Origin of the sequence: Haemophilus parainfluenzae, assembly GCF_014931415.1 — a bacterium.
GTDB classification, from domain to species: domain Bacteria; phylum Pseudomonadota; class Gammaproteobacteria; order Enterobacterales; family Pasteurellaceae; genus Haemophilus_D; species Haemophilus_D parainfluenzae_AF.
Genome location: NZ_CP063121.1, coordinates 1473411 through 1496358 on the forward strand (window position 1 = coordinate 1473411; position 22948 = coordinate 1496358).

The 22948-nt window shown below is 38.5% G+C and carries 23 protein-coding genes; 12 read left to right on the top strand and 11 right to left on the bottom strand.

Annotation, left to right across the window (positions count from 1 at the left end):
- Positions 1–2 precede the first annotated feature (2 nt).
- A complete protein-coding gene (gene sohB, locus INP93_RS07250) occupies positions 3–1058 on the top strand; it encodes a protease SohB (RefSeq protein ID WP_197544525.1) in 1056 nt (351 codons plus the stop codon).
- Positions 1059–1271: 213 nt separating this feature from the next.
- The gene (locus tag INP93_RS07255; RefSeq protein WP_178410069.1) at positions 1272–2129 is read left to right on the top strand and encodes an OmpA family protein; all 858 of its coding nucleotides are present in this window, start codon (positions 1272–1274) and stop codon (positions 2127–2129) included.
- A 65-nt stretch (positions 2130–2194) separates the two neighbouring features.
- Here the strand turns inward: INP93_RS07255 and INP93_RS07260 are convergent, their stop codons facing one another.
- On the bottom strand, positions 2195–3058 hold the full coding sequence (locus INP93_RS07260) for a fructosamine kinase family protein (RefSeq protein WP_070867837.1): 864 nt from the start codon (positions 3056–3058) through the stop codon (positions 2195–2197).
- Between the two features lie 199 nt (positions 3059–3257).
- Between INP93_RS07260 and pheS the strand changes: the two genes are divergently transcribed.
- The 4 genes from pheS (at position 3258) to INP93_RS07280 (ending at position 7565) form a co-directional block, all read left to right on the top strand.
- Positions 3258–4247, top strand: coding sequence for a phenylalanine--tRNA ligase subunit alpha (pheS, locus tag INP93_RS07265; protein ID WP_049365446.1), 990 nt, complete (start codon positions 3258–3260; stop codon positions 4245–4247).
- A gap of 81 nt (positions 4248–4328) precedes the next feature.
- Positions 4329–6719 carry a phenylalanine--tRNA ligase subunit beta gene (gene pheT, locus INP93_RS07270; RefSeq protein WP_197544526.1) on the top strand — a complete coding sequence of 797 codons (2391 nt, stop codon included), beginning with the start codon at positions 4329–4331 and terminating at the stop codon, positions 6717–6719.
- Positions 6720–6732: 13 nt separating this feature from the next.
- The gene (locus tag INP93_RS07275) at positions 6733–7032 is read left to right on the top strand and encodes an integration host factor subunit alpha (protein ID WP_197544527.1); all 300 of its coding nucleotides are present in this window, start codon (positions 6733–6735) and stop codon (positions 7030–7032) included.
- A gap of 47 nt (positions 7033–7079) precedes the next feature.
- Complete coding sequence (locus INP93_RS07280) at positions 7080–7565, top strand: C40 family peptidase (RefSeq protein WP_005696176.1); 486 nt, start codon at positions 7080–7082, stop codon at positions 7563–7565.
- Between the two features lie 43 nt (positions 7566–7608).
- Here INP93_RS07280 and metF read toward each other — a convergent pair whose 3' ends face one another.
- A complete protein-coding gene (gene metF, locus INP93_RS07285) occupies positions 7609–8499 on the bottom strand; it encodes a methylenetetrahydrofolate reductase (RefSeq protein ID WP_005697527.1) in 891 nt (296 codons plus the stop codon).
- Between the two features lie 329 nt (positions 8500–8828).
- On the opposite strand from metF, the gene rplM reads away from it, so the two are divergent.
- The 4 genes from rplM (at position 8829) to INP93_RS07305 (ending at position 10980) form a co-directional block, all read left to right on the top strand.
- Positions 8829–9257, top strand: a complete 429-nt coding sequence (gene rplM / locus INP93_RS07290) for a 50S ribosomal protein L13 (RefSeq protein WP_197544528.1) — start codon at positions 8829–8831, stop codon at positions 9255–9257.
- A 16-nt stretch (positions 9258–9273) separates the two neighbouring features.
- A complete protein-coding gene (gene rpsI / locus INP93_RS07295) occupies positions 9274–9666 on the top strand; it encodes a 30S ribosomal protein S9 (RefSeq protein WP_005696173.1) in 393 nt (130 codons plus the stop codon).
- Positions 9667–9895: 229 nt separating this feature from the next.
- Positions 9896–10534: a stringent starvation protein SspA gene (gene sspA, locus INP93_RS07300; RefSeq protein ID WP_005696172.1), complete on the top strand. Its 639-nt coding sequence runs from the start codon at positions 9896–9898 to the stop codon at positions 10532–10534.
- Positions 10534–10980 carry a ClpXP protease specificity-enhancing factor gene (locus INP93_RS07305; protein WP_197544529.1) on the top strand — a complete coding sequence of 149 codons (447 nt, stop codon included), beginning with the start codon at positions 10534–10536 and terminating at the stop codon, positions 10978–10980. Before sspA ends, INP93_RS07305 begins: the two co-directional genes overlap by 1 nt.
- Positions 10981–11029: 49 nt before the next feature.
- On the opposite strand, the gene trpA is transcribed toward INP93_RS07305, so the two are convergent.
- From trpA to INP93_RS07350, 9 genes are all read right to left on the bottom strand, one after another.
- Positions 11030–11836, bottom strand: coding sequence for a tryptophan synthase subunit alpha (trpA, locus tag INP93_RS07310; protein WP_197544530.1), 807 nt, complete (start codon positions 11834–11836; stop codon positions 11030–11032).
- On the bottom strand, positions 11836–13032 hold the full coding sequence (gene trpB / locus INP93_RS07315; RefSeq protein ID WP_049363546.1) for a tryptophan synthase subunit beta: 1197 nt from the start codon (positions 13030–13032) through the stop codon (positions 11836–11838). Before trpB ends, trpA begins: the two co-directional genes overlap by 1 nt.
- A 12-nt stretch (positions 13033–13044) precedes the next feature.
- Positions 13045–13803, bottom strand: coding sequence for an SDR family oxidoreductase (locus INP93_RS07320; protein WP_197544531.1), 759 nt, complete (start codon positions 13801–13803; stop codon positions 13045–13047).
- A gap of 23 nt (positions 13804–13826) precedes the next feature.
- Positions 13827–15263 (bottom strand): bifunctional indole-3-glycerol-phosphate synthase TrpC/phosphoribosylanthranilate isomerase TrpF, encoded by a 1437-nt coding sequence (trpCF, locus tag INP93_RS07325; RefSeq protein WP_197544532.1) that lies wholly within the window; start codon positions 15261–15263, stop codon positions 13827–13829.
- 41 nt (positions 15264–15304) lie between these two features.
- Positions 15305–16306 carry an anthranilate phosphoribosyltransferase gene (gene trpD, locus INP93_RS07330; RefSeq protein WP_197544533.1) on the bottom strand — a complete coding sequence of 334 codons (1002 nt, stop codon included), beginning with the start codon at positions 16304–16306 and terminating at the stop codon, positions 15305–15307.
- 12 nt (positions 16307–16318) lie between these two features.
- On the bottom strand, positions 16319–16705 hold the full coding sequence (locus tag INP93_RS07335) for a tautomerase family protein (RefSeq protein ID WP_049380813.1): 387 nt from the start codon (positions 16703–16705) through the stop codon (positions 16319–16321).
- Positions 16706–16716: 11 nt separating this feature from the next.
- Positions 16717–17301, bottom strand: coding sequence for an aminodeoxychorismate/anthranilate synthase component II (locus INP93_RS07340; protein ID WP_005697516.1), 585 nt, complete (start codon positions 17299–17301; stop codon positions 16717–16719).
- Between the two features lie 12 nt (positions 17302–17313).
- Complete coding sequence (trpE, locus tag INP93_RS07345; RefSeq protein ID WP_197544534.1) at positions 17314–18864, bottom strand: anthranilate synthase component I; 1551 nt, start codon at positions 18862–18864, stop codon at positions 17314–17316.
- Between the two features lie 203 nt (positions 18865–19067).
- On the bottom strand, positions 19068–19649 hold the full coding sequence (locus tag INP93_RS07350; RefSeq protein ID WP_197544535.1) for an FMN-dependent NADH-azoreductase: 582 nt from the start codon (positions 19647–19649) through the stop codon (positions 19068–19070).
- Positions 19650–19909: 260 nt separating this feature from the next.
- Between INP93_RS07350 and thrS the strand changes: the two genes are divergently transcribed.
- Entirely contained in the window at positions 19910–21841 is a 1932-nt protein-coding gene (thrS, locus tag INP93_RS07355; protein WP_005697543.1) for a threonine--tRNA ligase, read from the top strand.
- Positions 21842–21968: 127 nt separating this feature from the next.
- On the top strand, positions 21969–22787 hold the full coding sequence (locus INP93_RS07360) for a D-hexose-6-phosphate mutarotase (protein WP_197544536.1): 819 nt from the start codon (positions 21969–21971) through the stop codon (positions 22785–22787).
- Positions 22788–22948 lie beyond the last annotated feature (161 nt).

Genomic DNA, 22948 nt, shown 5'->3' on the forward strand with positions numbered 1-22948 from the left:
CTATGTGGTCTGATATTTTGACCGGCTATGGCATTTTTATTTTGGAGATTTTAACGATTTTACTTGTGATTGCCGCTATTGTCGCAATGGTTATTTCGGCAAAACAGCGTAATGCAATACATCATGGTGAGTTGGTCGTGACAGATCTTTCAGAAGAATTTAAGGAAACAGTAAAGCATTTACGTGATTTCCAGCTTTCAGAAGAAGAACTTAAACAAGCCGAAAAAGCGGAGAAAAAAGCGAAAAAGCAAGAAGCAAAGGCATTAAAAGCGAAATTAAAAAATGGTGAGAAAGAAACGCCTAAACCTTGTGTTTATGTGCTCGATTTTAAAGGTGATATTTCGGCATCCGAAACGACCGCACTTCGAGAGGAAATTTCGGCAATTATTAATGTAGCAAAAGTTGATGATGAGGTCTTACTACGTTTAGAAAGCTCGGGTGGTGTTGTTCATGGTTATGGTTTGGCCGCCTCGCAGTTAGCTCGCTTAAAACAACAAGGAATTAAATTAACAGTTGCAGTAGATAAAGTTGCGGCAAGTGGTGGGTATATGATGGCTTGTGTGGCAGATAAAATTGTTTCCGCACCTTTTGCGATCATCGGTTCTATTGGTGTTGTAGCTCAAATTCCCAATATTCATCGTTTATTGAAAAAACATGATGTCGATGTTGATGTGATGACAGCAGGAGAATTTAAACGCACCGTTACAGTATTAGGTGAAAATACTGAAAAAGGAAAACAGAAATTCCAAGTAGAACTTGAAGAAACTCACCAATTATTTAAACAATTTGTGGCTCAAAATCGACCGCACTTAGATGTGGATAAAGTCGCAACTGGTGAGCATTGGTTCGGTCAGCAAGCGCTAGATCTTCAGTTAGTCGATGAGTTAGCAACCAGTGATGATATTATTCTCGAAAAAATGAAAGATAAGTCTGTGATCGCTGTGAAATATAAAGTGAAAAAGCCACTTTTACACAAAATAGGTAAGCAAGCTGAAGAGAGTATTGAGGGAATTATTCATCGAAATTTAACAAAAAATGGACAGGATTTTATTCAATAAGAAAAAAATTTACTTATTTGACAACTCTTTACACAACTTTACAAAAAAGTTCCATAAAAAATCATTTTTTAATGTTTTTTTATTTACAAGTTAAAGAATTATGACTACCATACGCCATGAAACTTTTTATAGTTTTATTTGTAAAATTTATAAAGTTTAGTTGTGTAGGTTCTTCTTGCAAGGATTGCACCTTAACAGTAAAAAGGTAAAGAAATGAAATTATCTCGTATTTTATTATCTGCAGTAGCAGTAGCGACAGTTGCTGCTTGTGGTAACTTAAGCAAAGTTACAGAAGCTGGTACTCCAGAATATAAAGAAGTTGATGGTCAACAAGTACCACAACTTGTATGGCCTAAGATTGATAAAGCAGGCTTCAACCATGATGGTAGCCAATTTGGTTCATGGCCAAACTGGGACAACGTTCGTATGATCGAACGTGGTATGAACAAAGACCAATTATATAACCTAATCGGTCGTCCACACTTCTCTGAAGGTTTATACGGTGTTGAAGAGTGGGATTATGCGTTCAACTATCGTGAAAATGGTGTTCACAAAATTTGTCAATACAAAATATTATTTGACAAAAACCACAATGCTCAAAGCTTCTTCTGGTATCCAAATGGTTGTAACGGAAACTCAGCATTTACTTTAAGTGGTGACTTCTTATTCGACTTCGATAAAGATACTTTAACTCCACGTGGTAAAGAAGTTGTTGATAACGTTGCTGCACAATTAAAAGAAACTGGTGCTAAAGAAGTTAAAGTTGCAGGTTACACTGACCGTTTAGGTTCTGATGCTTACAACTTAGATCTTTCTCAACGTCGTGCTAACCGTGTTAAAGCTCGTTTAATTCAAGATGGCGTAACATCTGAAATTACAGCTGTTGGTTACGGTAAAGTACCACAAGTTAAAGCTTGTAACGGTTACAAACACGCAAGTAAAGCTGAGAAAGACTGTTTACGTCCAAACCGTCGTGTAGAAATCACTGCTTCTGGTTCTGTATTAAAATTACAAGAAGGTGGTCAAGTTAACGGTGGAACTCAAGGTCCAGCACCTCTTTATCAAAAATAATAGATAGAGAAGATAGAAAGAGCGTAATGAAAATTACGCTCTTTTTTTATCTGATGTTTAAGAAATTATTCAAGTAGAAGTTCTTCAATCAATTTAGTGGTTAAGCTAATATAACTTCCATTAAAACGATGGCTGAAATTTAGTAAATAATAGAGCTGATAAAGGTGTTTTCTTTCTTCAAAACCTTCTTTATCAAGTGGGAAAGTGCGGTCATAAATTTCATAGAATTCAGCTGAGAACGGTTGGAAAAGCTCACTGAATGCTAAATCACATTCTCTATCTCCCCAGTAACAAGCAGGATCATAAGTAAAGGTTTGATTTCCTACAATAGCGGTATTCTCAATCCATAAGTTACCATGTAACAAAGAAGGTTTAGGATTATGTTTTGAAAGTTTGTGTTTTACTTTTTCAATAATTAAATCAATATCACCAAAGTCTAAACCTTTATCTTTGCAGAGTTGTAATTGCCATCCAATACGCTGTTCTGCAAAAAACTTCGCCCAACTTCCATTCCATTTATTTGGCTGATACTCAGGACCAAGCCAAGTATCAAAATCTAATCCATAGTTTTTAGTGCCAGACACTTGATGGAGTTTTGCTAATTCTTCAGCAAAGTGTGACGTTGCATTGGTTTGTTGAGTAATAGGAAGCGCTTCTAGTAATAAGAAACTATGGTTTTGAGAACAGCCTATGCCATACACTTGCGGAAGTCGGATTGTATTGGTTTTGCCTAGTAGGTTTAATTGGTCAGCTTCTGCACGAAACATTGAACGATAGGACCGTTCATTCACTTTAACAAAGACCGGTTGGATTCCATCCGTAATGAGCCAAGTTTCATTTACTTCGCCACCAGGCACTTTGTTTTTTTCTTTGATGTTATAGTAAGCACCAAATTGATCAGCTAAGACTTGAGAAATTGATTTCCACATAATACGCCTCCTAGACATGGTCGATTCTTCTTCATTCTAACGAAAGTGTTAAAAATTACTGTGATATATCTCAAAAAATAGCAAAAATTTTTGTCATTTTTCCTCTGAAACATCAATTCACTAATAAACGCGTGATTTTTTAATGAGTTAGTATTATCATTAGGTGTATTTTAGTTAGAAAAGATAATCAGGGGAAACTATGCAACATCTGAAAGATCTTGTTGAGAAAGCAAAATCGGCGATTGAACAAATCGAAAATAAAAGTTTAACCACATTAGATGAAATTCGTGTGGAATATTTTGGTAAAAAAGGGCATTTTACCCAACTTATGCAGGAATTGCGTAATGTTGCAGCGGAAGAGCGTCCCGCAATGGGCGCTAAAATCAATGAAGCGAAACAAGCTGCGTTAGATTTTTTAAATGCTAAAAAAGCAGAATGGGAGCAAGCTGAACTCAATGCGAAATTAGAGAAAGAACGTATTGATGTGAGCCTTCCAGGTCGTAAAACAGAAACTGGTGGTTTACACCCAGTGACCATTACCATCAATCGCGTAACAAAATTCTTTTCAGAGTTAGGTTTTTCTGTGGAAACCGGTCCCGAAATTGAAAGTGATTATTACAATTTCGATGCATTAAATATCCCTAAACATCACCCAGCACGTGCTGATCACGATACATTCTGGTTTAATCCTGAGTTATTACTTCGTACACAAACCTCTGGTGTACAAATTCGTACCATGGAAAAAATGCAGCCTCCTATTCGTATTATGGCGCCAGGTCGTGTATATCGTAACGACTACGATCAAACGCACACACCAATGTTCCATCAAATTGAATTGCTTTATGTAGATAAAAAAGCAAACTTCACCGAGTTAAAAGGCTTATTACACGATTTCTTACGTGCATTTTTTGAAGAGGATTTACAAGTTCGTTTCCGTCCTTCTTATTTCCCATTTACTGAACCTTCTGCAGAAGTTGATGTAATGGGTAAAAATGGTAAATGGTTAGAAGTACTAGGTTGTGGTATGGTGCATCCTAATGTGTTACGTAACGTAGGTATTGATCCAAATGAATATTCTGGCTTCGCAGTAGGCATGGGGGTTGAGCGTTTAACCATGTTACGCTACAACGTCACAGATTTACGTTCATTCTTTGAAAACGACTTACGTTTTTTAAAACAATTTAAGTAATTAACCGTTTGGTTAAGGTTAAATTGACGATAATGATTAATTTAGAACGTAACACGTTCATCAATAAAGGATACAGAGATAATGAAATTTAGCGAAAATTGGGTGAGAGAATGGGTTAATCCATCAATTTCAACAGAGCAGTTATGTGATCAAATCACGATGCTTGGCTTAGAAGTAGATGGCGTTGAAAAGGTAGCTGGTGACTTTACCGGTGTGGTTGTAGGTGAAGTTGTTGAATGTGCTCAACACCCAGATGCAGACAAATTACGAGTCACTAAAGTAAATGTTGGTGGCGACCGTTTATTAGATATCGTTTGTGGTGCACCAAATTGCCGTCAAGGTTTAAAAGTGGCATGTGCAACTGAAGGTGCGGTATTACCTGGTGATTTTAAAATTAAGAAGACTAAATTACGTGGCCAACCTTCAGAAGGGATGCTTTGTTCATTCTCTGAATTAGGCATTGATGTAGATGCAGATGGTATTATTGAGCTACCGTTAGATGCACCAGTAGGTACAAATCTACGTGAATATTTAGATTTAGATGATAAAGCAATTGAAATCAGCTTAACGCCAAACCGTGCAGATTGTTTAAGTATTGCAGGTGTTGCACGTGAAGTTGGTGTGGTGAATAAACAAGTTGTTAATCAACCGCACTTTGATACCGTACCTGCAACGATTTCAGATAAAGTTCAAATTGAATTAAAAGCGCCAGAAGCATGCCCTCGTTATTTATTGCGCGTGGTGAAAAATGTGAATGTTAAAGCGCAATCACCAATTTGGTTACAAGAAAAATTACGTCGTTGTGGTATTCGTTCTATCGATCCTATTGTGGATATTACCAACTATGTTTTACTTGAATTAGGTCAACCAATGCATGCTTTTGATGCATCAAAAGTATCTCAACCTGTTCAAGTACGTTTAGCCAATAACGGCGAAGAACTTGTTTTATTAGATGGTACAACCGCAAAATTACAACCGAATACTTTAGTGATTGCAGACCAAACTGGTCCATTAGCAATGGCAGGTATCTTTGGTGGTCAAGCTAGCGGTGTTGATGCTGAAACAACAAAAGATGTAATTTTAGAAGCAGCATTCTTTGCACCACTAGCGATTGCGGGACGTGCAAGACAATACGGTTTACACACTGATTCTTCACATCGTTTTGAACGCGGTGTTGATTTTACGCTACAACGTCACGCAATGGAACGTGCAACAGCATTGTTACTTGAGATTTGTGGCGGTGAAGCAGGCGAAATTTGTGAAGTGGTGAGTGAGCAATATTTACCAAAAGTCAATGAAGTCACTTTACGTCGTGAAAAATTAGATAGCTTATTAGGACATCATATCGAAACTGAAACCGTGACCGAGATTTTTGAGCGTTTAGGTTTTGCGGTGAAATATGCTAATGGTGTTTGGACTGTAACTTCAGCAAGCTGGCGTTTTGATATTGAAATCGAAGAAGATCTCATTGAAGAAGTCGCACGTATTTATGGCTATAACAGCATTCCAAATAATGCACCATTAGCACATCTTCGTATGCGTGAGCATAAAGAGTCTGATTTAGATTTAAGCCGAATTAAAACCGCTCTTGTGGATGCAGATTATCAAGAGGCGATTACTTATAGCTTCGTTGATCCAAAAGTACAAACTTTACTTCATCCAGAAATTGAAGTACTTGTATTACCAAATCCAATTTCAGTTGAAATGTCAGCTATGCGCGTTTCATTGTTAAGTGGATTACTCGGTGCAGTACTATACAACCAAAATCGTCAACAAAACCGCGTGCGTTTATTTGAAACGGGATTACGTTTTGTTCCTGATGCCAATGCAGAATTTGGTGTGCGCCAAGAATTTGTTCTTGCAGGTGTGATTACCGGTACAGCAAAATCAGAATGTTGGACAGGTAAAGCAGAAACGGTTGATTTCTTTGATCTTAAAGGTGATTTAGAAAGTATTCTTTCTCTTACCGAAGTGGGGAATCGAGTTAAATTCGTGGCAAAAGCATACAGTGCCTTGCACCCAGGTCAATCTGCTGCAATTGAATTAGATGGAAAAGAAATTGGTTTTATTGGAACTATTCATCCACTTATTGCTCAAAAACTAGGATTAAATGGCAAAGCGGTTGTTTTTGAAATTTTATGGGATGCCATTGCAAATCGTCGTGTGGTTCAAGCCAAAGAGATTTCAAAATTCCCTGCGAACCGTCGTGACTTAGCTTTAGTTGTTTCAGATAATGTCCCTGCAGGCGATATTATTGATGCATGTAAACAAGCCGGCGGAGAAAAATTAACACAAGTCAATTTATTCGACGTATATCAAGGCATTGGCGTTGCTAGCGGACATAAGAGCTTAGCAATTAGTTTAACCATTCAAGATAATGAAAAAACGCTTGAAGATGATGAGATTAATGCGGTAATCTCTGCTGTATTAAACGAAGTTAAACAACGCTTTAATGCGGAGCTTAGAGACTAAACAGGAGACTAACATGGCAACGATTACAAAAATTGATATTACTGAATACTTATTAGATAAGTATCAATTACAAAAAGCGGAAGCTAAAGCATTAGTGGAAGACTTTTTTGAGGAAATTCGTTTATCGTTAGAATCTGGTGGTGAAGTGAAATTATCCGGTTTTGGTAATTTTGAACTTCGTAATAAAGCTTCCCGTCCAGGGCGTAATCCAAAAACAGGTGAAAGCATTCCTGTTTCTGCGCGCCGTGTAGTGGCATTCAAGCCAGGGCAGAAATTACGTGCTCGCGTGGAAAATACCAAGTCAAAACAATAGTAATAAAAGTGCGGTCGTTTTTGACCGCACTTTTGTCAGGATTGAACATGAATAAGATTAAATGTGCTTTTTTAGTCGCAGGAAGTTTTTTGCTTTTTGCTTGTTCAAGTGGTGTTCGTGAAGAATATGCTATGAACTATAAAGGTCAGATTGGAGATCCGATTATAGCGATTGCTATGTTAAGTGAACAACAATATGAATGGGCGGGTACACCTTATGTGTTAGGTGGGCAGTCTCGTGGTGGTATTGATTGTTCTGGTTTTGTGCAAAAGACCTTTATTGATCGTTTTAATATCAACCTTCCTCGAACAACGAAAGATCAAGCGGGTTACGGAAAACTTGTTCGTAAAGAAGATATCCAAACAGGCGATTTAATTTTCTTTAAAACGGGACGCGGACCAAATGGCTATCATGTGGGGATTTATGTGAAAGAAGATAAATTTTTACACGCTTCAACTAAAGGTGGCGTGATTTATTCTTCGATGAATAGCCCTTATTGGAAAAAAGCTTTTTGGCAAGTTAGACGAGTATAGTGGAAATAAAAAAGTGCGGTTAATTTTAAACCGCACTTTTTCTTTATGGATTTGTTGTAGGGCGAATGCCTAATGTGTGGCAAATCGCATAAGTGAGTTCACTACGATTTAATGTGTAGAAGTGGAAGTCATTTACGCCTTCACGAGAAAGGATTTTTACCATATCCATTGCCACACTCGCTGCGACGAGATTGCGAGTAGTAGGATCATCATCTAATCCTTCATACGCTTTAGCCAACCATGCTGGAATTTTTACATTCGTAAATGATGCCATTTTTTGAAGTTGTTTGAAGTTAGTGACAGGTAGAATACCCGGAACAATTTCAGCCTCAATACCAATGGATGCACAGCGGTCTCGGAAGCGAAGATAACTATCAATATCAAAGAAGAATTGAGTAATGACATGATTAGCACCTGCATCAATTTTACGTTTCAAATTGATTAAATCTGCTTGTGCTGATTTTGCTTCAGGGTGAACTTCAGGATATGCTGCAACTGAGATATCAAAATCTGCTACAGAGCGGAGTAGTTCAACTAAATCAGCCGCATAGAAAGGTTTTTTAGCATAGCCTTTTGGCTCATCACCGCGTAAAGCTACAATGCGACGAATACCGCTATCCCAATAATCTTTTGCAATTTCTTTTAATTCTTCAGGTGTGGCATCAATACCCGTTAAATGTGGTGCAGCTTCTATACCTGTTTCTGCTTTAATGGCTTTCACGATGCTATGTGTACGATCACGTTCGCCAGAGTTTGCGCCATAGGTGACGGAAACAAATTTAGGATTTAATACTTTTAAGCGATGAATGGAATCCCAAAGCATGCTTTCCATTTTTTCATTTTTAGGCGGAAAGAATTCAAAGGAGACATTAATTTTTTTGTTAGTATCAGCAAGATGTTGATTTAAAGTGTTAATTTCGTTTGCGTAGCTCATAGCGTGCCTTCTTACATTTTTTATTAGAATGCGCTTATCATAAGATAAGAACTAATATGCGTCAATTTCAATGATTTCATCAAAATAATGAATGAAATTAATGATTGTTTGTTGTGCGTTGTATTTTAAAAGAAAATCAATTTATTTGCACAAAAAGTTAGCATTTTTTCTAAAAATAGGTATAATACGCCGACCCTGTAAATGCACGGATTCCCACCGTGCATTATTTTATCAAGATCACACTCGAAGGGGTGGCGATTAAGATTAATGGTTGTGTTTCAATTAATATGGAACACTGGGTATCAAACTTATATTTTGGTAATTAATTAATGAAAACTTTTGTAGCAAAACCGGAAACAGTAAAACGTGACTGGTATGTGGTAGATGCGACAGGTAAAACTTTAGGTCGTTTAGCTACTGAATTAGCACGCTGTCTTCGTGGTAAACACAAGGCTGAGTACACTCCACACGTAGATACTGGTGATTACATCATCGTTATCAACGCAGACAAAGTGGCAGTAACTGGTCGTAAAGAAACAGATAAACTTTACTACTGGCACACTGGCTATGTAGGTGGTATCAAACAAGCGACTTTCAAAGAAATGATCGCTCGCCGTCCTGAAGCGGTGATTGAAATTGCGGTTAAAGGTATGTTGCCAAAAGGTCCATTAGGCCGTGCAATGTTCCGTAAATTAAAAGTGTATGCGGGTGCAGAACACCAACACGCAGCACAACAACCACAAGTATTAGACATTTAATCACGAGGTTTAGGAAATGGCAGAGAATCAAAACTACGGCACTGGTCGCCGCAAAAGCTCTTCAGCTCGTGTATTTATCAAACCGGGCAGTGGTAAAATCACTATCAACCAACGTGAATTAGACGTATATTTCGGTCGCGAAACAGCTCGTATGATCGTACGTCAACCGTTAGAATTAGTGGAATTAACTGATAAATTAGACCTATACATCACTGTTAAAGGTGGTGGTATTTCTGGTCAAGCGGGTGCAATCCGTCACGGTATCACTCGTGCATTAATGGAATATGATGAGACTTTACGTCCTGCTCTTCGTGCAGCTGGCTTCGTTACTCGTGACGCACGTCGCGTTGAACGTAAAAAAGTTGGTTTACACAAAGCACGTCGTCGTCCACAATACTCCAAACGTTAATTTTTTATTATCGTTTCAAGAAAGCAGAGAGCAATCTCTGCTTTTTTTATGTCTGTAAAAACAAATTAATTTAAAATTACCTCTCTTTGATTTCTTGTTTATTGTTTGTAATTAATTGATTTTAAAAAGAAAATAAGAAAATATTGGCAATTTGGCTCTCGGTTATGTTAAAATAATCGCCCACTTTTAGTAGAAGTATATAGATTATTTTGGATCTTCGGAGGAATAAATGTCCAATGCATCAAGTAAACGTTCAGTAATGACTCTTTTTTCAAATAAAAATGACATTTACTGCCATCAGGTAAAAATTGTCTTAGCTGAAAAAGGTGTTGCTTACGAAAACGAAGAAGTTGATTTGCAAGCATTATCAGAAGATTTAATGGAATTAAATCCTTATGGCACATTACCAACATTGGTGGATCGTGATTTAGTATTATTCAGCTCACGCATTATTATGGAATATCTTGATGAGCGTTTTCCACATCCTCCACTTATGCCAGTTTATCCCGTTTCTCGAGCGAAAAGCCGTCTTTTAATGTTACGTATAGAACAAGATTGGTACCCAACATTAGAAATTGCTGAAAAAGGCACAGAAGTTGAACGTGAAGAAGCGTTAAAACAGTTAAAAGAAGAATTGTTAGCGGTATCAGTTATCTTCCAACAAACTCCTTATTTTATGAGCGAAGAGTTTGGCTTGGTTGACTGCTATGTTGCACCATTATTATGGAAACTACGTAATATGGGCGTTGAATTCAGTGGTACAGGAAGCAAAGCAATCAAAGGCTATATGGATCGTGTATTTAGCCGTGATTCATTTTTACAATCTGTAGGTGAAGCTGCACCTAAAAATTTAATGGATGATAAATAATGACCCACACACCTTCTCCAAAACGCCCTTATTTACTAAGAGCCTATTATGATTGGCTAGTGGATAACGATTTCACCCCATATTTAGTGGTGGATGCTAATTATTATGGTACCAATGTGCCTGTAGAATACGTGAAAGATGGGCAAATCGTCTTAAATCTTTCAGCAGGGGCGACTGGGAATTTGCAATTAACCAATGACTTTATTCAGTTTAATGCACGTTTCCAAGGTGTGGCTCGTGAGTTATATATTCCAATGGGCGCCGCTTTAGCCATTTATGCGCGTGAAAATGGTGATGGCGTTATGTTTGAGCCTGAAGAAATTTACGATGAACTCAATCGTGAGCCGACATCAGAACAGCCATTAAGTTTTGCTGAAGCGGTAGATAAGCCTAAGACAGAAAAGAAACCACAGAAGTCAGCATCTCATTTACGAATTGTGGATTAATGAAAGAAAAATAAAAGTGCGGTTAATTTTAACCGCACTTTTTTATTAATTATTTTGTTGCCGTTTTCATATTGCGAACAAATTCGGCAAGTTCAGATAAGCATTGAGCCTGATTATCTAAGTTTCGTTCAATGATTTTTACCGTTGCAGAGCCTGAAATTGCGCCTGTTGCACCCAGTTGAAGGGCTTCTTTCACTTGAGCTGGTTGAGCAATACCAAAACCTTGTAGAATTGGTGGAGCCTTATGGGCTTTAAGTTGTTCTACGAGTGTATCTAAGTTCGCAGCGTGAGCTTGGTTTTCCGCACTTGTTACACCTGCACGAGAAACTAAATAGGTATAACCTTCGCTATTTTCAGCAACGCCTTGTACCGTTTTGGCATCAGCATTTGGTGGGCAAATAAAGACAGGTTGAATGCCATGCTTTTTAGCGGCTTGAATATAGTCTTCTTTTGCCAATAGTGGAATATCTGCCACTAAAACCGCATCTACACCGACTTCTGCACAACGTTGATAGAAATTATCTAAGCCTTTTGCAAAAATTAAATTCGCACAAAGGAGTAAGCTAATCGGAATTTCTGGATATTTTGACCGCACTTTAGCGAGTAATTTAAAGCTGTCTTCAGTGCTATGGCCAGCATTGAGTGCACGGTTATTAGCTGCCTGGATAACGGGACCGTCTAATAGTGGATCAGAAAATGGAAAACCTAATTCCAAAGCATCTGCGCCATTTTCGACTAACGTGCAAATAATTTCAAAAGAGCGATCAAATGTTGGATCGCATAATGTCACGAAAGGTACAAAAGCCCCTTCTTTTTTCGCTGCAAGTTCTGCAAATTTAGTTTCAAAACGGCTCATTATTGCATTCCTTTTTCTTTTAAAACTTTATCAACGGTGAAAATATCTTTATCACCACGACCAGAGAGATTCACCACTAAAATTTGTTCTTTATTCGGTTCTTGATGAACCATTTTTAATGCGTGTGCTAATGCATGCGAACTTTCCAATGCAGGAATAATCCCTTCATGTTTTGCTAATTCTTGGAAAGCATTTAACGCTTCATCATCTGTAATGCTTGGGTATTCTGCACGACCAATACTTTGCAAGTAAGCATGTTGTGGGCCTACAGAAGGGAAGTCTAATCCCGCAGAAATAGAGTAGGATTCTTCCACTTGACCATCTTCAGTTTGCATTAAAGGTGATTTCATACCGAAATAAATACCGACTTTTGCATGACCTAATGGTGCACCATGTTCACCACTTTCGATACCATGACCAGCAGGTTCTACGCCAATTAAGCGTACGCCTTTTTCATCAATAAAATCGGTAAACATACCAATGGCATTCGAACCACCACCGACTGCAGCAATAACAGCATCCGGTAAGCGACCTTCTTTTTCTAAAATTTGACGTTTAGTTTCTTCACCAATCATTTTTTGGAATTCACGCACAATGGTTGGGAATGGATGAGGACCTGCCGCCGTACCCAATAAATAATGGGTATTTTCATAATTAGCTGACCAATCACGCATTGCTTCACAACACGCATCTTTCAATGAGCAAGAACCTTTTTGTACAGGAATCACTTCTGCGCCCATTAAACGCATACGGAAGACGTTTGGTGATTGGCGTTCTACGTCTTTTGCCCCCATATAAACACGGCAAGGCATATCTAACATTGCACAAGCTAGAGCTGTTGCTACACCATGTTGGCCCGCACCGGTTTCCGCGATAATGCGTGTTTTACCCATGCGTTTTGCCAATAAAATTTGACCTAACACTTGGTTGGTTTTATGGGCACCACCGTGAAGTAAATCTTCACGTTTTAAATAAATTTTTGCTTTTGTGCCTTTGGTTAAATTACGGCAAAGGGTAAGTGCGGTTGGTCTGCCCGCGTAATTTTTAAGTAAATCTTGAAATTCACGTTGGAATTCAGGATCGTCTTTTGCTTCAACAAAGGCTTTTTCTAGCTGTTGTAGTACCGGTACGAGAATTTCCGGTACGTACATTCCGCCAAATTCACCGAAATAAGGGTTTAAAAGGGTTTCTGACATAATATTTCCTTGTTATTTTTGAATTCTTGCGACATTAAGTGGTGCAAAGGTTTGTGCGGTAGGCATCACTTCAATGCGATTAATATTGACATGTTCAGGTTGTTGATTTAGCCATAGAACAATATTAGCAATATCTTGTGGATTGACATATTCCACATTTTCATAGAGTTTTTCTGCTCGGGCATCATCACCTTTAAAGCGAACATTAGAAAATTCAGTTCCACCACAAAGACCTGGCTCAACATTGGTCACGCGAATTTGTGTGCCTGCAAGATCGGCTCGAAGATTTAAACTAAATTGTTTGATAAAAGCTTTAGTACCACCGTATATATTGCCACCTGGATAAGGATAAGTCCCCGCAATTGATCCTAAATTAATAATATGGCCTGAATTGCGTTCTACCATTTGTGGTAAAACAAGACGAGTGATGGTGACGAGACCTTTAATATTGGTATCAATCATTTGCATCCAATCGTCTAAACTCGCTTTATCTGCACTTTCTAAGCCCAATGCTAATCCTGCATTATTCACCAATAAATCAATGGATTGCCAACTAGCGGGAAGAGAATGGAACGCATCTTCTGTTGCTTGGCGATCTGAAATATCAAAGGCAAGAAAATGGAAGTTATCACCTAATTCTTGTTGTAATTGTTCCAAACGAGCTACGCGGCGCCCCGTGCCAATTACACGATAGCCATTTTCAATGAGTGTGCGACAAATTGCCGCACCAAATCCGGCAGTTGCGCCAGTTACTAACGCTGTTCTTTGCATAATACGTCCCCTTAGCAATCAGATTAATTTGACAAAATCGTCTTAAAAACTGACCGCACTTTTTCGCTATCTTTCACGCCAGCGGCAGTTTCTACACCAGAATTGAGATCAACCCCTAAGCAACCTTGCTTAATGGCTTGTTCAATATTGTCAGGTGAAATGCCACCAGCCAAAATAATTTTGTGCTTTAAGTTTTCAGGAATGAGTGACCAATTAAAGGTTTTTCCTGTACCACCTTGTTGATTAGCAGATTGGCTATCGAAAATATAGCGAGTGATATTTAAATCATCAGTAAAATCAACCGCACTTTGTGCTTCAGTATTCACCGAAATGGCTTTCCAAATTTGTATTTCTTCAGGCAGTTGGTGACGGAGCTCGGTAATAAATTCAGCGGTTTCTGAACCATGTAGCTGAACGGCATAAAGCTGCAATTGTTTAGCGATTTTTACAATAAAATCAATTTCTTGATTCTGGAATACGCCCACAAAACGAAGTGGTGATGCTGTCACTAATTCTTGGGCTTGACGTAGGCTCACACAGCGTTTTGAATGTTCGACGAAAATTAAGCCGCCGTATAATGCTCCGTTTGCGTAAACCTCTTTGACATCTTGCGTGCGAGTTAAACCGCATACTTTATTTTCTCCAAAAATCACTTCACGCACAGCATTATTTAAATCAGCACTGCCCATTAGGCTACTACCAATTAAAAAGCCATGTGCCACTTTTTGCAAATCACGAATTTGGCTGTGATTATAAATCCCTGATTCGCTGATAATACGTGCATCAGCAGGAATGCGATCGGCATATTTTTGTGTGAGTTCTACCACGCGGTTTAAATCAACGGTGAGATCGTGAAGATTACGATTGTTGACGCCGATAATTTTTGCTCCTAAAGCAAGGGCACGCTCAAACTCTTTTTCATTGCTGGTTTCTGTCAATACGCCCATGCCAAGAGAATGCGCCAGATCAGCTAGTACGCGATAGGTTTCGTCATTTACTACCGAAAGCATCAACAAAATAGCATCAGCTTGATAGTGGCGCGCGAGATAAACCTGATATTCGCTGATCATAAAATCTTTACACAATACAGGTCGTGAGACAACGTCACGTACTTGCGGCAAATAGTCAAATTTACCTTGGAAGTATTTCTCATCCGTTAGCACAGAAACAGCTGATGCATAATGTTTATATACATTGGCGATTTCATCTAAATTAAATTCATTACGAATTAATCCTTTAGAAGGGGACGCTTTCTTACATTCCAAAATATAAGCGGGCTTTTGATGGGTACCTTTAGCCAATGCATCATAAAAAGAGCGGTCAGATTTTTGAATGTTTTCTTTAAATTGTGAAAGTGGAAATTCAGCTTCCTTTGCTTTAACCCATTGTGCTTTGTCTAAGACGATTTTTTGCAGTACCGTCGCAGAGTCAATTGGTTTAGTGAAATCTTGCGTGATCATAATCTTTCTTCTTATTATGGCTTATCAAATCAGCCTTTATCTTAATATTTAGTCAAATGTTGTAATGTCTCAAACGCTTTGTCTGATGCAAGATGAGCCAATACATTTTGAACATTTTGTTTTAAGTCATCATGACCAAATAACTTCAGCAATAATGCCACATTCGCCGCTACCGCATTAGCGTGTTCCGCTTTGCCTTTACCTTGTAAAAGTGCGGTCAGATATTGGGCATTTTCTTGTGGTTCGCCACCATGTAAACTTTCTAAAGATTGTGTTTTTAAACCAAAGTCTTCTGGGGTTAAAGTGAAGTAGTCAATTTTGCCGTTTTTAATTTCAGCGACTTGGGTTTCGCCGTGTACAGCGACTTCATCTAGACCCGCGCCATGAACTACAAAAGTATGTTGATGACCTAATGCGACAGCAGTTTCTGCATAGGTTTTCACTAATTCAGGGGCATACACGCCAAGTAAATGATAAGTTGGGCGAGCTGGATTGATTAATGGACCTAAAATATTAAAAAGCGTACGTGTTTTTAATGCCGCACGAACTGGGGCAACATGTTTAAACCCACTGTGATATTGTTGAGCAAATAAGAAACATACCCCAATATCGTCAAGTGCTTGGCGAGCTTGTTCTGGCGTGACGTTGACATTCACCCCGAGAGCAGTTAATACATCACTGGCACCGGATTTGCTTGATACACTGCGATTACCATGTTTGGCTACTTTGGCCCCCATAGAGGCTGCAACAATGGCACTCGCCGTAGAGATATTAATCGTGTTTTGACCATCACCACCTGTTCCCACGATATCCGCAAAAGGGTAGTCAGGGCGAGGGAATGATTTGGCATTTTGCAAAGACGCAGATACCGCACCACTTAATTCATCAATAGTGGCACCACGTACTTTTAACGCAATCAGCATGGCAGCGATTTGTTCATTATTGAGTTCGCCTTGCATAATGGCATTAAAAATGACCGCACTTTCTTCTTTGTTAAGTGTTTTTCCGTTGTAAAGTTGTTCTAATAATTGAGCTGTTTGCATAATCAATCTTCCTTATACGTTAAGATCATAGACTAAGTCTCGAGCTTCATCACCAGTCATACCTCGGAAGCCCCAACAATGAGCCGGTTGTTCCTTAATGGTGATTTCCACATCATAGGATTTAATACCTATTTTGTATTCCAATTCGCTAAATAGCATTTTGATCAAACGTTTTTTAGTTCCTTCTAAACGTCCCTGCATAAGATTAATTTCGATTGCGATATAGTTTTCGCTACGATCTTCTGGATAGAAAAAATCTTCTTTATCCAAACACTCGAATCGAATTGTATGCTTGCCATGCGGAATATCCAAGCCTAAATTAAGGCTGTCATAAATGGCCTTAGCAATAGCTTTACGACGTGGGGTAAGAGTTTCTTTTAATCCATATACGGTAATCATTTTTTTCTTCCTTAATCTCTGTTTAATAACCATTCCACAGATTGTTGTAATAATTTCGAACCTTGCACAGTAAGGATGCTTTCTGGGTGGAATTGGAAAGCACAAATTGGCAAGGTTTTATGACGAATTGCCATCACAATACCATTGTAATCTGCATTGACAATAAATTCGTCAGGCAGATTTTTACCCATTAAAGAGTGATAACGTGCCACTGGCATTGGGTTGGCAATGTCTTTAAACATGGCTTGGTTATCGTGTTGAATGCGCGATACTTTACCATGTAATACTTCGCCTGCATGTACAACCTCTCCACCAAAGGCTTGAATAAGCGCTTGATGGCCCAAGCAAATCCCGATAATTGGCACATCATTTTTTAAACGTTCAATGAGTGGGAGCAAGATGCCTGCTTCTGCCGGAGTACCTGGTCCAGGAGAAAGTGCAAGAATCGTATCCGGTGTATTTAATGCCTCTTGCACCACTTGTTCTAAATTGGTGTCATTACGATAAATTTTTACGTTATGCCCAAGCACACGGAATTGATCCACTAAGTTATAAGTGAATGAATCGAAATTATCTAAAAAGAGAATATTAGCCATAATTTATCGTCCTTATTTTGCTTGGGTATTGATTTGTTTGATTGCTTTAAGCACTGCAGCCGCTTTATGGCGAGTTTCATCTGCTTCCATTTGAGGATCAGAATCTAATACTTCACCACAACCCGCTTGAATATGGGCAATGCCATTTTGTACAAAAGCAGAACGAATCACGATACAGGTATCAAAACGGCCGTCAGATGTAAGATAACCGACTGCACCACCGTAGCTATGACGTTTTTGCTGTTCAAATTGATAAATTAACTGCATGGCTTTAATTTTAGGCGCACCAGTTAACGTCCCCATATTCATACAAGCTTGATAAGCGTGTAAGGCATCAAGTTCAGGACGAAGTTTACCCACCACGCGAGAAACCAAATGCATGATGTGCGAATAGCGATCCACTTGCATTAATTCGGCGACTTTACGTGTACCGCTTTGGCAAACACGAGCAATGTCATTACGCGCTAAATCCACCAACATTAAATGTTCAGCTTGCTCTTTATGATCAAGACGTAATTCTAATTCCAAGCGTGCATCCAATTCTGGGTCAATATTACCATGCGCATCAAAACCACGTGGGCGAGAACCTGCAATTGGGTAAATTTCTAATTGGTGATTATCCGGTGCATATTTCAACGCACTTTCTGGTGATGCGCCGAATAAAATGAACTCCTCATCGTTCATGTAGAACATATAAGGACTTGGATTGTTAAGTTTTAATTGTGCGTAGCTCGCAAGCGTATTCGGGCAAGCTAATGAAAAACGGCGGGATGGCACGATTTGGAACACATCACCAATATTAATATGATGTTTTAACGCTTTAACGATACCTGTAAATTCAGGATCTTCAAAGTTGGTGCTGACCTCATCACTTGCCGCTTTAATGGAAAGTACGCCATCAATATTTTTTAATTTTTGTGCAATAGAAAGTGCTGTTTTCGCGACTTCCACTTGTTCTTCTTGACTAAAACAGAAGCTTTTTAAGGTAGCTTGTTGGCTTTGATGATCGATGGTAATTAAGTTTTCTGCGAGATAGAAACTGTAATCCGGGCAGTGAATACCATCATCTTTTAATTCAACACCTTGCATTGGAATAAAATTTGCCACCAAGTCATAAGCAAATAAACCACCTAAAAAGACAGGCGTGCTGCTATGTTGATAATGGTTAGAAATGACACGAAGTCCATCAAAAATGGTTGCAGCTTGTAATTTACTGTCTTCATCTAATTGATTATCGAGCGGTGCAAATTGCACAGAAAATTCATCATCAAAATTGACCGCACTTACAGTACCGAGTTGGCTTAATACGGGATGAATTTCTTTTAACACTTGTTTACCGTTCGCATTTAGCGCTCTAAATGTCACTTGATTGCCTAAGCAAGTAATTTTAACGGCCGCATTAATTAGAATAAGACTTTGTAAGCTATTTTTGCTACCAATTTCAGCAGAGTCGAGGAGGAGAGAATTTGAGTTCTGTTGGCATAATGTATTAAAAATTGTGGTGGTGTCGGCATGATAGGGAACCGGTTGAGAGGTCACCGCAATAAATGGGGTGTTTTTCATAATGAATCCTTTATTTTGAACTTTTGCACTATTAAACTAGTACACAATGCATAAGTCAAGAAAATAATCAAAAAATTGGCGTAATTTTACAATATTTTTTTAATTTTTAACCAGTAAGATTAGAAATAGAGATTTTATGTCAGAAAAAAAGCCATTTCGAGGCATATCTCAAAATGGCTTAATAGAGGGAATAGATTCATAGATTAGAGAGAAGCAACGATCTCATCGATTTTATTTCTTGCTGAACGTTGTGCTTTTTCAATCGCTTCAGCACCTAATCCGATACCTTTTGCATAAGCAAACTGAACATCGGTAATGCCAACAAAACCTAAAATCGCTTTTAAGTAATTTGTCACATTATTGTTTTCATCATACATGCCACCAAAGCTTGCTAACACAATCGCTTTTTTACCTTGAAGTAAACCTTCAGGGCCATTTGCGGTGTATTGGAAAGTTACACGAGGGCGAGCAATAAAATCAAAATAAGATTTAAGTTGTGTTGGGATACCTAAGTTATACATTGGCGCACCAATTACAATGATATCTGCTGCTTTTAATTCAGCCACTAACTCATCAGATAAGGCTAAAAGAGCATTTTCTTCTGCTGTTTTAGGTTCGCCACGTACTGCTGTTGCTGCCGTTGCATCAAAATGGGGAAGGGGTTGCGCCGCTAAATCACGTACCACAATGTTGTGACCTATTAATTTTTCAATGGTGTAATCGGCTAATTTATTACTTTGAGAGTTATCTGCAAGGATGCTTGATTTTAATACTAATACGTTCATAGAGTTTCCTTTAATTTGTATTTATCAAAAGTGCGGTCATTTTATCGGAAATTTTGAATAGATAAAGTCTCTATCAGGAAAATCATTGTTTACTCATTGGAAAGAATTCACCGAGATATTAACAAGTGTGGTGGAAAGTGCTAAAATTCTCCGCCGCACTTGGTTTGCTCAATAGTGGGAGTGAATGAAAGTGCGGTTTGTTTTTAATTATTATTTGCATGTTGCCTTTCGTATGGGCGACCACTGTATAAGGAAAAATTATGCCTATTATTACTTTACCGGACGGTTCTAAACGTGAATTTGATCGTCCTGTTTCTGTGTTAGAAGTGGCTCAAGATATCGGAGCTGGTCTTGCCAAAGCAACCATTGCGGGTCGTGTAAACGGCGTACGTCATGATGCCTGTGACATCATTAATGAAGATGCCAACCTTGAAATTATTACAGCAAAAGATGAAGACGGTTTAGAAATTATTCGTCACTCTTGCGCACACTTGCTTGGTCACGCCATCAAACAATTATTCCCAGATGTCAAAATGGCAATTGGTCCAACGATTGAAAATGGCTTCTATTATGACGTGGATCTAGACCGTTCTTTAACGCAAGAAGACATTGATGCTATTGAAAAACGTATGCTTGAATTGGCGAAAACCAATTATGACGTAATTAAAACTCCGGTAAGCTGGCAAGAAGCAAGAGATACTTTTGAAAAACGTGGTGAGCCATACAAAATGGCAATCTTAGATGAAAACATCGAACGCACTGCGACTCCTGCGCTTTATCATCACGAAGAATACATTGATATGTGTCGTGGACCACATGTGCCAAATATGCGTTTCTGCCACAACTTCAAATTAATGAAAGTTGCAGGTGCTTACTGGCGTGGTGATAGCAAAAATAAAATGTTACAACGTATCTATGGTACGGCTTGGGCAGATAAAAAACAATTAGCGGAATACTTAACTCGCTTAGAAGAAGCAGCAAAACGTGACCACCGTAAAATCGGTAAAGCGTTAGATTTATATCATATGCAAGAAGAAGCACCGGGTATGGTGTTCTGGCATAACGATGGTTGGACAATTTTCCGTGAATTGGAAACCTTCGTACGTACTAAATTAAAAGAATACGATTATCAAGAAGTGAAAGGTCCGTTTATGATGGACCGTGTGTTATGGGAAAAAACAGGTCACTGGCAAAACTACGGCGATTTGATGTTTACTACACAATCAGAAAACCGTGAATATGCGATTAAACCAATGAACTGCCCGGGACACGTTCAAATCTTTAACCAAGGTTTAAAATCTTACCGTGATTTACCAATCCGTATGGCAGAATTTGGTTCTTGTCACCGTAACGAACCATCGGGTTCTTTACACGGTTTAATGCGTGTACGTGGCTTCACTCAAGATGATGCACACATTTTCTGTACTGAAGACCAAATTGAAAGTGAAGTAACCAGCTGTATTAAAATGGTTTACGACATTTACAGCACTTTCGGTTTCCAAAATATTCAGGTGAAATTATCTACTCGTCCTGAAAAACGTATCGGTGCAGATGATATGTGGGATCGTGCAGAAGCAGGTCTTGCAGCAGCATTAGCGCATAACGGTCTTGAATATGAAATTCAAGAAGGTGAAGGGGCATTCTACGGTCCGAAAATTGAGTTTGCATTACGTGACTGTTTAGATCGTGAATGGCAATGTGGTACTATCCAATTAGACTTTGCATTACCTGGTCGTCTAAATGCGTCTTATGTGGCGGAAGACAATGATCGTCGTACTCCAGTTATGATTCACCGTGCGATTTTAGGTTCGATTGAACGTTTCATTGGTATCATTACTGAAGAGTATGCCGGTTTCTTCCCTGCATGGTTAGCACCAGTTCAAGCGGTTGTGATGAATATTACAGACAGCCAAGCTGATTACGTGCAAAAAGTCGTGAAACAACTTTCTGATGCTGGATTACGCGTTAAAGCAGATTTACGTAATGAGAAAGTTGGCTTCAAGATCCGCGAACACACCTTACGTCGCGTGCCTTATATGCTAGTTTGCGGTGATAAAGAAATCGCAGAAGGCAAAGTGGCTGTACGTACCCGTAAAGGTGCAGATTTAGGTACTTTCACTATTGAAGAATTTGCTGAAATCTTAAAATCTCAAGTAAGACAACGTGAGTTGAAATTGTTGGGTGAAGAGTAATTGACTCTTTAAAATCTTAATTAAAAATGACCGCACTTTGATGTGCGGTTTTTTTATATTCACGGTATAAAAATAAACTCCAGTATCTCTTTCTTCTATATAATAGCCTTATCACAAGGAGGCGAATATGACAGCTCAAATTCAACAATTAACACCAGAATTAACTTTGGAACGTATCAATGAAATCCCTGTTTTAACCTTAAATCACCCTGTAGGATTGGCTCGAATTGCATTACAAGGGGCACAGCTATTAAATTGGAAACCTAAGGGGGCAGAGCAGGACGTCTTTTGGTTAAGTGAGATTGAACCTTTCACACGAGGTGTTGCAATTCGTGGTGGTGTACCGCTTTGTTACCCTTGGTTTGGTAGCGTAAAAAAACCTTCACACGGTACAGCACGTTTACGTTTGTGGCAATTAAGTGACTATGATCTGCAAGCGAATAAAGTGCGGTTAGAATTTTCGCTCTTTTCTGAATATGGTGTGATTGAAGCCAAAATGAAAATGGAATTTACCGATAAATGCACAATGACTTTAACACATTTGAGACAAGAACCTGCTCAAGCGGCATTACACAGTTATTTTAATATTGGTGATATTTCACAAATTGAAGTCCAAAATTTACCAAGTCGTTGTTATGACTCATTACAAGGTAAACATACAGACGTTCCTTCGATTAGAAGAATAGAACAAGGCGTCGATTGTATTTATACATTAGAGGAAGATAACACATTCTTGGTGGATAAGGCATTTAATCGACGTATTCAAATTACCCATCATCATGCCGATTCAATTGTGCTATGGAATCCTTGGGAAAAAACGCCAAGTGCAATGAAAGCAGATGGATATCGAAATATGGTGTGTATTGAAACCGCAAGATTAGAGAAATTACTTCAATTTGGTGAAAGTATTTCTGCTGAAATAAGTGCTTTACCCGCTGATATTTAAAGGAATAGAAATCCTTGTTGCATAAACGTGGCAAATACTATAAAATTTTGCCCGTTTTTTGTTTGTTTTTATAGCAAATGATTTAATAAATCTTCTGTTTGAATACAGTCGATTTTTTCTTAAATAAATAGAAGGAATAACATTATCAAAACCGTAAAAAA